Origin of the sequence: Candidatus Electronema sp. JC, assembly GCF_048287365.2 — a bacterium.
Lineage (GTDB): Bacteria > Desulfobacterota > Desulfobulbia > Desulfobulbales > Desulfobulbaceae > Electronema.
This window is the reverse complement of the sequence record NZ_JBLWEM020000022.1, coordinates 91,338-102,515: the sequence shown is the minus strand read 5'-3', so window position 1 is coordinate 102,515 and position 11,178 is coordinate 91,338. Positions and strand designations below refer to the sequence as shown.

Annotated in this window: 11 protein-coding genes; 5 read left to right on the top strand and 6 right to left on the bottom strand. The window is 60.1% G+C overall.

The window, feature by feature from the left end; genetic code table 11:
• Window positions 1–213: 213 nt before the first annotated feature.
• The gene (locus ACNKH3_RS03460) at window positions 214–609 is read right to left on the bottom strand and encodes a DVU0772 family protein (RefSeq protein ID WP_420208256.1); all 396 of its coding nucleotides are present in this window, start codon (window positions 607–609) and stop codon (window positions 214–216) included.
• A gap of 649 nt (window positions 610–1,258) precedes the next feature.
• Between ACNKH3_RS03460 and ACNKH3_RS03455 the strand changes: the two genes are divergently transcribed.
• Together ACNKH3_RS03455 and ACNKH3_RS03450 are read left to right on the top strand one after the other, a co-directional pair.
• On the top strand, window positions 1,259–1,684 hold the full coding sequence (locus tag ACNKH3_RS03455; RefSeq protein ID WP_420208255.1) for a CAP domain-containing protein: 426 nt from the start codon (window positions 1,259–1,261) through the stop codon (window positions 1,682–1,684).
• 48 nt (window positions 1,685–1,732) lie between these two features.
• Window positions 1,733–3,964 carry a peptidase U32 family protein gene (locus ACNKH3_RS03450; protein ID WP_420208254.1) on the top strand — a complete coding sequence of 744 codons (2,232 nt, stop codon included), beginning with the start codon at window positions 1,733–1,735 and terminating at the stop codon, window positions 3,962–3,964.
• 25 nt (window positions 3,965–3,989) lie between these two features.
• Here the strand turns inward: ACNKH3_RS03450 and ACNKH3_RS03445 are convergent, their stop codons facing one another.
• The gene (locus ACNKH3_RS03445) at window positions 3,990–4,244 is read right to left on the bottom strand and encodes a hypothetical protein (protein ID WP_417916888.1); all 255 of its coding nucleotides are present in this window, start codon (window positions 4,242–4,244) and stop codon (window positions 3,990–3,992) included.
• Between ACNKH3_RS03445 and ACNKH3_RS03440 the strand changes: the two genes are divergently transcribed.
• On the top strand, window positions 4,223–5,500 hold the full coding sequence (locus ACNKH3_RS03440; protein WP_417916889.1) for a branched-chain amino acid ABC transporter permease: 1,278 nt from the start codon (window positions 4,223–4,225) through the stop codon (window positions 5,498–5,500). The genes ACNKH3_RS03445 and ACNKH3_RS03440 overlap by 22 nt on opposite strands.
• Window positions 5,501–5,527: 27 nt before the next feature.
• On the opposite strand, the gene ACNKH3_RS03435 is transcribed toward ACNKH3_RS03440, so the two are convergent.
• From ACNKH3_RS03435 to lptA, 4 genes are all read right to left on the bottom strand, one after another.
• The gene (locus ACNKH3_RS03435) at window positions 5,528–5,971 is read right to left on the bottom strand and encodes a PTS sugar transporter subunit IIA (protein ID WP_417916890.1); all 444 of its coding nucleotides are present in this window, start codon (window positions 5,969–5,971) and stop codon (window positions 5,528–5,530) included.
• 81 nt (window positions 5,972–6,052) lie between these two features.
• Window positions 6,053–7,492 (bottom strand): RNA polymerase factor sigma-54, encoded by a 1,440-nt coding sequence (rpoN, locus tag ACNKH3_RS03430; protein WP_417916891.1) that lies wholly within the window; start codon window positions 7,490–7,492, stop codon window positions 6,053–6,055.
• A gap of 12 nt (window positions 7,493–7,504) precedes the next feature.
• On the bottom strand, window positions 7,505–8,227 hold the full coding sequence (lptB, locus tag ACNKH3_RS03425) for an LPS export ABC transporter ATP-binding protein (RefSeq protein WP_417915812.1): 723 nt from the start codon (window positions 8,225–8,227) through the stop codon (window positions 7,505–7,507).
• A complete protein-coding gene (gene lptA / locus ACNKH3_RS03420) occupies window positions 8,227–8,772 on the bottom strand; it encodes a lipopolysaccharide transport periplasmic protein LptA (protein WP_417915813.1) in 546 nt (181 codons plus the stop codon). Before lptA ends, lptB begins: the two co-directional genes overlap by 1 nt.
• Window positions 8,773–8,951: 179 nt before the next feature.
• Between lptA and argB the strand changes: the two genes are divergently transcribed.
• Window positions 8,952–9,836 carry an acetylglutamate kinase gene (gene argB, locus ACNKH3_RS03415; RefSeq protein WP_417915814.1) on the top strand — a complete coding sequence of 295 codons (885 nt, stop codon included), beginning with the start codon at window positions 8,952–8,954 and terminating at the stop codon, window positions 9,834–9,836.
• Window positions 9,837–9,919: 83 nt separating this feature from the next.
• Entirely contained in the window at window positions 9,920–11,161 is a 1,242-nt protein-coding gene (gspF, locus tag ACNKH3_RS03410) for a type II secretion system inner membrane protein GspF (protein WP_420208253.1), read from the top strand.
• The last annotated feature ends 17 nt before the right edge of the window (window positions 11,162–11,178 follow it).

Genomic DNA, 11,178 nt, shown 5'->3' with positions numbered 1-11,178 from the left:
TTATTTCTTCCAGCATGATATCGAAAATATCACGCTGAACGCCAACTGCTCTCTTGAAATCCGCGTCGCTGAGGACGCATACGTTTTCGTTTCTCATAGATGTTTTTTATCAAAAAGTTACGACTTATGCAAGAGGTCTAAAGGCTGCCCCCTACGATTCTGAGAGAAGGAATGGTGGCCGGATGGTTCCATCCGGCCTGTTTGTCGCGCTGCTCAGTGCTCCTTGCCGAACCACTCAACCGGTGGCCCGTCAATGCGGGCGTTCAGCCAGTCCTGAAGCGCGCGGTTCAAACTCTGCACCGTCCCGCCAGGCTTGATGCCGCCCTCTTTGCAGGATGCCTCAAAAAGGTCTTTCGGCACTTCGATCTTCGCCAGCTCTTCAGCGCCTGCGACGGTGCGGTGCAGGAGCGTGACGCAGGGCGGCTCTTTCTCCCAGTCGTAGATGACGAAATAGTAGCTTTCATCACTGGCGCTGGACACGAAATCGTTGCCGCGACTCCAGCTTGTTCCCCATTCCAAATACATCTCAACAGCCTTCTCAGGAGTCATCGCCCAGTCTATGCTGTTGGCCAAGGTTCTGTTCTGTCGTATTTCCGCAAGAGTCAGCATGGCGCACCTCAGTAGAGTTCAATAAGAAGTTCTATATAATAATGGTTATCATTAGTAAAAAGAAATGTCAAGCGGCGAGCCTGACAAACTGCCTGTTGACAGGGGCATCAAGGCTTTGTATGCTGGCATCCGGTCGCAACTGGCAAACAGCAGTTTGGGGAGGAAAATATGCGCGAGCTGATTCTGATGTTGGCGGCTGTCGGCGGCGGGCTGACAGTCTTTGTTTTGCTCCCCAAGCTGCTGGCCCGCCGGGGTCTTGGCTGCCTGCCCTGACTGCGCCTCTACAGCTCCGCAGGTGCGGGGCTTCTCATCTACGCGCTGCTGCGGGCGTTTTTTTGACAGGCGCAGGACGGAAAGGGCTGGACAAAGATGGAAGGGGTGCTACAATTTGTCTGGCACTCAGTGGCAGCAGCCGCAATCAGCGGCGGACTTGACCGCATTCCTCTTCCTGCTGTTTTTGATGAAGATGCTCACAGAAAGAACATTGAAAATCTTCCCGTCAGCATGTTTTTTCTTTTTTTTCTGTCTCGCCGCCTGCGGCAGGACGCAGACGTTCAGCCCCGCCTCACCGGAGGAGGAGCTTGCGTTTTCCGCCGGTGAGCTGGAAGCAGTCTTTTCTGACGAAGGAGGCTCGGTTGATTCCTCCGTAATGCTCGCGGCTCACAACCGCTGGCGGGCCGAGGTCGGCGTGCCGGATCTCAGCTGGTCCGAATCCTTGGCGGAAACCGCCAAAAGCTGGGCCGATCACCTGAGCAGCAGCGGCTGCGCCATGTACCACAGCGGCTACGACTACGGCGAGAACATCTACAAGGCCACGGCATTGGTTTGGTCGAATGGCCGCAGGCAGATGCAGAAAAGAACACCGCAGCAGATCATCGACGGCTGGGCCAGCGAGCGCAAGGACTACCTGTACGAGGACAATGCCTGCTTCGGAGTCTGCGGCCACTACACGCAGATTGTCTGGCGCGACACCACCGAAGTTGGCTGCGCTGTTGCCGTCTGCCCGGACAAGGCCCAGATATGGGTGTGCAGCTACGCGCCCACCGGCAACGTTGAGGGCCAAAGGCCGTACTGAAGCGGCGGCGGCTTTCCTCTCCTTTCATTTTGCATCTTGCCATTCAGCATGGAACTCCTTGCCCCAGCCGGCAGCTTCCCCGCCTTTGAGGCGGCCTTGGAGGCCGGAGCCGACGCGGTCTATGTCGGCGCGCCAGGCTTCAACGCCCGCGCCCTGAGCCGCGACTTCACGCTGGCGGAGATCGACTCCATGATTGTGCAGGCGCGCGGCACGGGCAGGCGGCTCTACGTCGCTATGAACAGCTTGATGAAGGAGGACGAGCTGCCCGCCGCCTTGGAACTGCTCTCCTGCCTCGAAGCGATGCGCCCGGACGCATTGATTGTGCAGGACATCGGCCTGCTCCACCTCATCAAGCACTATTTCCCCAGCCTGCCGCTGCACGCCTCCACGCTTTTGTCGGTGCACAATTCGGTTGCAGCGGCGGAATTAACCAAATTAGGCTGCTCGCGGGTGGTTCTGGCGCGAGAAATGACCCTTGAAGAGATCGCCGCCGTGCATCGGCAGACCTCCGCCGAGCTGGAAGTCTTCGTGCATGGGGCGATGTGCTTCAGCTATTCGGGTCTGTGCATGTTCTCCAGCCTGCATGGCGGCAAATCGAGCCTTCGCGGGCATTGCGTGCAGCCTTGCCGCCGTCGCTACAGCTGGTCAGGCGGTGGCAAGGACGGCTATCTCTTTTCGATGAACGATCTTTGCGGCCTCGACCTCCTTCCAGCCCTGCGTCAGGCCGGTGTGCGCTGTCTGAAGATCGAAGGCAGGCTGAAAACGGCCCATTACGTGGCCTGCGTCACCGCCGCCTACAGTCTGGCCATCGCCTGCTTGGACAAGCCAGCAGACATCTGCTGTGACAGCATCACTTGGGCGCATCAGCTGCTCGATGAAGCCATGGGCCGGAGGCGTTCGAGCGGTTATCTGCTCAGTGCAAGCCCTGGCGAGGCCGTCAGTCCCGATCAGTCGGGCAGCAGCGGCCAGCTTTTAGGCCAGATCATCAGCTGGGAGCAGGAGGGCGGCCCGTCCGGCAAGAGCAAAATCAGCCTCAATCTGATCCTCAAGGAGCCGCTCAATGAGGGCGACCGCCTCCGTCTGCACGACGAGGCATCCGGCGAGCGGATCAGCTTCACGCTGCGCGGCCTGCTCGTCCAAGGCAAGCCGCAGAAGGCTGCGCAGGCAGGGCAGAAGGTACGGATCAGTCTGATCACCGACACCGCCGTGCCGTTCGGGCGCACTTTTCAGGGGAACCTCTTCCGTGTTGATGTGGGCGGGCGCATCACGGCAGAGCGAAACGGCAGGCGGAGAAGCAAAGAGCTGGCCGGCAAAGAGGTTCTGCCGGACAAAAAGAAGGTTGAGCGGCTGCTGCGGACGCTGGCATGGAACAGCAGCGGGCTTCGACAGGCTCAGCCAGCGGTTCGGCAGGCTCAGCCAGCGGCTCCAGCGGTCAAATCGAAGCGGCAGCCGCAGCGCGGAGCCGCGCCAGAGCCTGTCTGGTGGGTGCAATTGGCCAGCCCGTCTGAGCTGCGGGAGCGGCTGCCGGTGCAGGCGCAGCGCATAGTCCTGCCGCTGAACCGGGAAGGCCTTCGGCAGATGGAAAAACAGCCAAAAGAGCTGCGCCGCTTCCAACAGCAGATCATCTGGCGGCTGCCACCGGTCCTGCATGAGGCCGAACTGGTCTGGATACAGGAGCAGCTGCGTCGGCTCTGCGCCGCAGGCTGGCCGCGCTACGCTCTGGGGCATTGCAGCCAGCATGGACTGTTCCAGCCATTGCCCAAAGGCATCGAATTATACGGTCATTACACCTTCAACCTGCTCAATTCCGCTGCCCTGAGCGCAGCAGCGGCTCTGCCGGGCTTTTGCGGCGGTCTGCTCTCCCTTGAAAGCGATTCCGCGAACCTCGCAGCCGCTCTCAGTCATTGCCGCCAGCGCAGCGGCAGGGAGCAGAAGCTCTCGCTTGGCCTCTACGTCTATGGCCGCCCGCCGCTCTTCGTCTCGCGTTTGGAGAGCAAGCATTTCCGCATAGGCGGGGAATTCGTCAGCCCCAAGCAGGAACGGTTCACGCTGGAGCGTCAGGACGGCCTGACTGTGGCTAAAGCGGCCCAGCCCTTCTCGCTGCTGCACCGGCGGCAGGATCTGGCGGCCTTGGGACTGGATTTTCTCTTCATGGACCTCAGTGCAGGGGTGAAAAAAGAGGCGCACTTCGTCAGCGCATTGCTCGGACAGAGCGGCGGACGGCGCGGATCCAAGCCGCCAGAGGTTCTGACGGGCAATTTTACGAGAAAACTGCTCTGACGGGGCGTGATTCGGCAGGGGCAATTCATGAATTGCCCCTGCGGGATGCCGGAATGATTCCGCAGGCCGCTTGAACCGATGTCAAGACAGGATGAACCAATCGCGGGAATGCTTCATCCTGTTCCAAGAGCGGCTGAAGCTCATAGAGAACTGCTTCGACCAATGAGCAGACCGGATCAGCCTCAGGAAAACATGCTTGCAGCTTCAGCTCTTGCCCATCAGGGCTTTCAAGACAAAAAAACACCGTATAAAGAATCCATGCAATCACTGCGTAAAACACGCGCCGCCTTCTCCGCCGTCCCTCTGCTGGCTTGGCTCTTCGGCGGACTGGCAGCGGCTTTGCTGGAGCGTCACTTCGGCGCGCAGGCGGCTTATCAGCTCTACCTGCCGAGCATCCCTGTCCTTTTCGGAATAACTGAGCTGTTCAGCGCCGCCAAGGAACTGAATCCGCAGCTCCTTCCCGGCCTGCTCGGCTACAATCTGCTGATCTCCATCCTGCCGACGCTGCTTGTCGCCCGTCTTGCCGCGCCGCTCTGCAACCGTCTTGCCGCAGCCTTGGAGCGGCTGCCGGTCTGGGCCGCCGCCCTGACGCATTCAGCCGCCTTTTACGCCATTCTCCACATCTGGGCCGGCAGCAGCGACTACCGTGAGCTGACAGTCAAGCTGATCCTGATCGCCGTCATTCTGACAATCAGCCTCAACATCATCAACGGCTGGCTGGGCGAGTTCTCCTGCTCGCACCCAGGCTTCATGGCCTTGGGCGCATACACATCCTCCTGGCTGACCCTCCGCCTCTTCACTGAGAGCAGACTCTTCGGCCCTGCCCTGCTTGATCCAGCCCTTGGCCCATGGCTTTTTCCGCTGATTCTTGTCGCAGGAGGCACCGCCGCCGCGCTTGGCTCACTGATAGTGGCCATTCCCTCTTTCCGCACACGCGGCGACTATCTCGCCGTGATCTCGCTGGCCTTCATGTTCATGGTCAAAAGCGCGGTGGAGAACTTGGAGTTTCTTGGCGGGCCGCGCGGCCTGAGCAGCCAGCCCGACTATTCCTCCCTGCCGGTGATCTTTGTCTGGACCAGCCTCTGCGTCTGGACAGTGCATAACTTCACAACCTCCATCCGGGGCAAGGCGCTGAACGCAGTGCGCGACAACGAGGCCGCAGCCAGCTCAATGACCGTCAACACCCGCAGCGTCAAGATGACCGCCTTTCTTTTCGGAGCCTTCTGGGCAGGCGTGGCGGGCGGTCTCTTCGCTCATGTCCTGCGCTACATCAACCCTGGCAGCTTCGGCATTCAAAATCTGGCGGAGATGCTGGCGATGGTCTATTTCGGCGGACTCAACTCAATAGCCGGCTCCATCCTCGGTGCGGTGAGCATCAGTGTTCTCAGTGAAGCCCTCAAGCCGCTGGAGCTGTTCAAATGGATCATCATCCCTCTGCTGCTGATTCTGATCATGATCTACCGGCCCCACGGCCTGATCGCCTTCACCGAATTGAATGTCCGGCTGCTGACGCGGGCCAGGCGCGCGCCACAGTGATGCTGCTGATTCATCGCGGAGAAATCTTCAGGCGGCCCGGCTGAAGAGCTGCTGCACGGTCTTCGGACTGGCCGCCTGAAGCAGCTTGTCGCGGACGCTCTCGTCTTTGAGCAGCCTGCTGATCCGGCCCAAGGTTTGCAGATATTCCCCGGCCATATTTTCCGGCGAGAGAATCATCACCACAAGATGCACTGGCAGGCGGTCTTTGGCCTCGTAGGTGATGCCTTTGGCCGACCTGCCGAAGCAGATCAGCAGATTCTGGAGTTCGGCCAGCCTGCCGTGCGGAATGGCGATGCCGCCGCCCACGCCGGTGGAGCCGATCTGCTCCCGCTCCAGCAGCACCCGCCGCACCGCTTCGGCCTGCAAGTCCGGGCGGAGCCGCTGCGCCGCCGCCGCCAGCTCATGCAGCAGCTCGTCCTTGCTTTTCGCCTTCAGCTCAAGAATGATCCCCTCTTCGGTCAGCCCTGTCATCTCTCTCCTGTTGTGGTTTTTTCATGTGAAGCCGGAAAGCTCTCCATCTGTCCGGCGCGGCCGCAGAGCATTGCAAAAAAATCATTCCTTGCGGCGAAATTTGACAGTCGGAATCCGCAGCTGCTCGCGGTATTTGGCCACAGTGCGGCGGGCCAACCTGATGCCCTCCTTCTCCAGCAGCTCGGCCAGCGCGCCGTCGCTGAGGGGCTTGGCCGGGTTCTCCTGCCGCACCAACTGGGCAAGCCGCTGCTTGACATTTTCCGCTGTCAGATCGTCGCCGTTGCCTGAGGCCGCCGCTGTGGCCGAGAAAAAATATTTCAGCTCGTAGATGCCGTGCGGGGTTTCGACGTATTTGTTGGCCGTGGCCCGGCTGACGGTTGACTCATGCACCCCCACCTCGCGGGCCACGTCGCTGAGGATGAGCGGGCGGAGATGCCCCGGCCCCAGCTCGAAAAAATCGCGCTGCTGCTGGACGATGCTCTCCATCACCCGGCAGATGGTGCTGTGCCGGTAGTCCAAGGCACTGATCAGCAGGTGGGCGTTCCGCTTCTGCTCGCTGAGATAATTTTTGGCCGCCGCCTCGCCGCCGGCGAGCAGGTCTTGATATTCGCTGGCTAACTGGAGCTGCGGCAGGTCGTCGGTGTTCAGACGCACGACAAATTCGTCCTCAATCTTGAAGACATAAACATCCGGCACCACTTCCTGCGTCGGCTCGTTGCTGTACTCGTTGCCCGGGTACGGCACCAGCTCGGCGAGGACGGCAGCAGCAGCCTGCACCTCCCGCAGCGGGACTTTGACGCGGCGGGCAATTTCAAGGAGATTGCGGTTGCTCAGATCGCTGAAGAATTCGGCGGCAATCCGCCACGCTAGACTGTCCTCCAGCCCTTGCCGCTCCAATTGCAAAAGGAGGGATTCTTGGATGCTGCGGGCTGCAACGCCGGGCGGATCGAGGTTCTGGACAAGGCGGAGCATGGCTTCAGCCTCTTCCTCCGAGCAGCCGACCTGCTGACAAATGTCGACGATGTTCGCGTCAAAAAAACCGTGGCCGTCCAAATTGCCGAGGATGAAGCGGGCGATGTCCATGTCCTGCTCGCTCAAGCGCAGATGGGTGAGCTGCCAAGCGAGGAAGGCGGCCAAGCCCGGCACAGCGGCGAGAAAATCTAAGCGGGAGGGCGCGTCCGCTGCCGGTGTCTCGTGAGCGAAGGAGAAATCCGCGTCAAAGCTGTTGCTGTAATCCTCCCAGTTCACCTCGGCGACCGCGACCGGATCGTCGCCCGCCACCCGCGCTGTCACCGGCGCTTCAACGCTGTCGCCGCCGCTCTCCTCAGCCAGCAGCTGACCGATCTCCGCCAAGCCGTCCGTCGCCACCTCCTCCAGCATCGGATTCTGCTCCAGCTCGGTCTGCAAAGCGCCGCTCAATTCCATCCGGTTGAGCTGGAGCAGCTTGATCGCCTGCTGGAGCTGCTGGGTCATGAGCAGCTTCTGGGCCAGCTTCATCTGCTGGCGGAGTTCGATGCTCATGGCGGCGGGCGGCTACAGGCGGAAGTTTTCGCCAAGGTACATCTTCTTGGCCAGCTCGCTGCGGATGATGTCGCCTGCCGCGCCGCTGGTTAAGATCTGCCCCTCGTTCATGATGTAGGCGAAATCGCAGACTTGCAGGGTCTCGCGCACGTTATGGTCGGAGATGAGAATGCCGAGGCCCTTGGCCTTGAGGGCGCGGATGATCTGCTGCAAATCTGCCACCGAAAGTGGATCCACGCCCGCAAACGGCTCGTCCAAGAGAATAAAGCGGGGCCGCACCGCCAAGGCCCGCATGATCTCCACCCGCCGCCGCTCGCCGCCGGACAGGGCGTGGCCTTTATTCTGAGCTAAATATTCAATTTTCAGCTCGGCCATCAGCTCCTGAATGCGCTGGCGGATCTCGTTGCGGCTGAGGCCGAGCGGCTCCAGCACGATGCGGACGTTCTCCTCCACAGTCAGCTTTTTGAAGACCGACGGCTCCTGCGCCAGATAGGTGATGCCTTTGGCCGCCCGTTCATGAATGGGCAGCTCGCTGATCTCCTCGCCGTCCAACAGCACCGCTCCGCCGCTGGGCCGGATGAAGCCCGCGATGCAGTAAAAGGTGGTGGTCTTGCCTGCGCCGTTCGGTCCCAGCAGGCCGACTATGGAGCCGGTCCGCACTTCAAGGCTAACCTGATCCACCACCCGGCGGGCGCGGTACTCCTTGATCAGACCGCTGGTCTCCAGAACGCTCATCAGTTCTGCTGGATGGTGGCCTTGACCCGGCCCGGCTTGGTTTTGTCCTGCTCGAAAATGGAGCGTTTTTCGTCTAAATAATAGGTGATTATATCGCTGGAGACCATGTTCTGCCCTTCCGAAGCCTTGGCGTTGCCGCTGAGCACCACTTTGCGCTCGTCGGCGTAGTAGTCCATGCGCTCGCCCGTGCCAAGCCAGTCCTCCTGCGTCACCTGCACATTGCCGATGCAGATCAGCCGTTTGACTTTGGACTTGCCCCTGCCGGACTTGTCCGCCTCCTTTTTGCCGCCGCCCTCGCTCTCCTCATAGTGCACGGTCATCTCGTCGGCGCGGATGGTGATCTTGCCTTGGCTGGCATCGACATTGCCGATGAAGACGACCGAGTTTTTCGCTTCCTGCGAAACCATGCGGTCCGCCTCAATATTGATCGGCGCGTCGTCTTTTTCTTTTTCCTTGCAGAAGGACGGGCCTGCGGCGGCGGCTATGACGGCGGCGGATAGAGCGGCGGTCAGCAGCCGCCGGGCCGAGAATGAGAGAAAATACATTGTTGCCCCTGTCTCAATCATGTTTTATAAGAGAACACTGCGCAGTCGCGCTGCGCGGGAGCATACAGGATACAGGGTTCGCCGGAAAATGTAAAGGGTTTCCATCTCCCTGTTCACAGATGAAAAACTGCTGCTGGCCTGCCGGAGCGCGGCCAGTTCAGCCAAGAGGGAGCGCAGTCATGCAGAACGAGATCGCCAAGGCTAAGGTGCTGATTGAATCTTTGCCCTATCTCCGTGAGTTCAGAGGGAAAACTGTGGTCATCAAATACGGCGGCCACGCGATGATCGACGAGGAGCTGAAGAAAAAATTCGCTCTTGATGTGATCCTGCTCAAATACATCGGGATCAACCCGGTCGTCGTCCACGGCGGCGGGCCGCAGATCAACGAGTTTTTGAAGAAAATGCAGATCACCTCCAGCTACGTGCAGGGAATGCGGGTCACGGACGGCCCGACCATGGATGTGGTGGAGATGGTGCTGGTCGGCAAGGTCAACAAGGAGATCGTCGGCCTGATCAACCACTGCGGCGGGCGGGCGGTGGGGCTGTCAGGCCGGGACGGCGACCTTGTGCAGGCGAAAAAAATGAAGGTGCTGGGCAAACCGGAAACCGAGAACGCGCCGCCGGAGCTGATTGACCTGGGCCGGGTGGGCGAGGTTACGCATATCAACCCGGAAATCCTCACCACTCTGGATGCCAAGGATTTCATCCCGGTGATCGCGCCGGTCGGCGTGGGTGAAGACGGCCAGGCCTACAACATCAACGCCGATTTGGTGGCCGGTGCGGTCGCCGCCGAGCTGAAGGCGGCCAAGCTGATCCTGCTCACCGACGTGGAAGGCGTGAAAGATGCTGACGGCCAGCTCATCTCCTCCATCGCAATCAGCTCTATCGAGCAGCTCATTGCCGACGGCGTGATTAAAGGGGGGATGATTCCCAAGCTGCGTTGCTGCGCTTCGGCCATCAACGGCGGCGTGAACAAGGCCCACATCATCGACGGACGGCAGGAACACGCCATTTTGCTGGAAATCTTCACTCATGCCGGCATCGGCACGGAGATCACGGCGTAAAATTTGCGGGGGCGATGCGCGCATCGCCCCCCCCCCCCGCCGGTCGTCCATCTTGGAAAATCTGAAAAAAATTGAGCGAATAAATGCCTGTTTACGAATATACCGCCCTTGATGCCGCCGGAAAGAAGCACAAAGGCGTTTTGGATGCGGACTCGCTTCCGGCAGCCCGGCAGAAAATCCGCCAGCTTGGCAAATATCCGGTTGAAATCAAGGAGACAGTGCCGAAAGGCCGCCGGGGTCAGAAGGGCGCAGCGGCCAGCAGTTTTTTAAGCTTGCAGGGCGGGGCGCGGATCAAGCAGCAGGAGATTCACGTCGCCACCCGCCAGTTAGCCACGCTGCTGGGCGCGGGCATTCCGCTGGTGCCTGCGCTCACCGGCCTGATTGAGCAGACCAGCAGCAAGTCGCTTCAAACCATCATCACCCAGATCAAAGACGCAGTCAACGAGGGCAACTCGCTGACTGACGCGCTGGCCGAGCATCCGCGACTTTTTTCCAAAGTCTACGTCAACATGGTTCATGCGGGCGAGGCTTCTGGCTCTTTGGACGTGGTGCTGGACCGGCTGGCGGAGTTCGGCGAGCGGCAGCAGGCGATGCGCTCGCGCGTTTCTGCCGCGCTGATCTATCCGATTTTCATGGCCCTGGTCGGTGTAGGCGTGCTCTTCGCGCTGATCACTTTTATTGTGCCCTCGATCACCAAGGTCTTCACCGACCGCAAGCAGGCCCTGCCTCTGCCCACCACGGTGCTGATTCAGATCAGCACCTTTCTTCAAGAATGGTGGTGGCTGGCTCTGCTCCTGCTGGCCGCCGCCCTGTTCGGTCTGCGCTATTTCTTCCTGCAAACGCCGCAGGGCAGGCGGATATGGGACAAAATGAAGCTGACTCTGCCGCTGATCAGCGATTTGAATGTCAAAATCGCCGCTGCCTCGCTGGGCCGGACCATGTCCAGCCTGCTTCAGGCGGGCGTGCCCTTAGTCACGTCGCTTCAAATAGTTAAAAATATTCTCAACAACGTGCTGCTGGCCGAGGTGCTGGAACAGGCGGGCGAGGAGCTGCAAAAGGGCAAGAGCCTGTCCGGCTTCCTGCGCGGCAACCGCTATTTCACGCCGATGCTGGTGCAGATGATCGCGGTGGGCGAGCAGAGCGGCTCGCTCGACAAAATGCTGGCCAAGGCAGCGGACAGCTACGAGAGGGAGGTGGAGACCAAGGTCATGGCCATAACCTCGATGATTGAGCCGATCATGATCTTGGCGATGGGCATGGCGGTCGGCTTCATCGTCATGTCCATTTTGCTGCCGATCTTTGAGATGAATCAGTTAGTGAAATAAATTGAATTTCTGACATG

Coding starts and splice junctions, on each gene's coding strand:
- gspF (WP_420208253.1), top strand. CDS start 9,920: ATGCCTGTTTACGAATATACCGCCCTTGATGCCGCCGGAAAGAAGCAC.
- ACNKH3_RS03435 (WP_417916890.1), bottom strand. CDS start 5,971: ATGACAGGGCTGACCGAAGAGGGGATCATTCTTGAGCTGAAGGCGAAA.
- lptA (WP_417915813.1), bottom strand. CDS start 8,772: ATGTATTTTCTCTCATTCTCGGCCCGGCGGCTGCTGACCGCCGCTCTA.
- ACNKH3_RS03455 (WP_420208255.1), top strand. CDS start 1,259: ATGCTCGCGGCTCACAACCGCTGGCGGGCCGAGGTCGGCGTGCCGGAT.
- ACNKH3_RS03450 (WP_420208254.1), top strand. CDS start 1,733: ATGGAACTCCTTGCCCCAGCCGGCAGCTTCCCCGCCTTTGAGGCGGCC.
- argB (WP_417915814.1), top strand. CDS start 8,952: ATGCAGAACGAGATCGCCAAGGCTAAGGTGCTGATTGAATCTTTGCCC.
- ACNKH3_RS03460 (WP_420208256.1), bottom strand. CDS start 609: ATGCTGACTCTTGCGGAAATACGACAGAACAGAACCTTGGCCAACAGC.
- lptB (WP_417915812.1), bottom strand. CDS start 8,227: ATGAGCGTTCTGGAGACCAGCGGTCTGATCAAGGAGTACCGCGCCCGC.
- ACNKH3_RS03440 (WP_417916889.1), top strand. CDS start 4,223: ATGCAATCACTGCGTAAAACACGCGCCGCCTTCTCCGCCGTCCCTCTG.
- rpoN (WP_417916891.1), bottom strand. CDS start 7,492: ATGAGCATCGAACTCCGCCAGCAGATGAAGCTGGCCCAGAAGCTGCTC.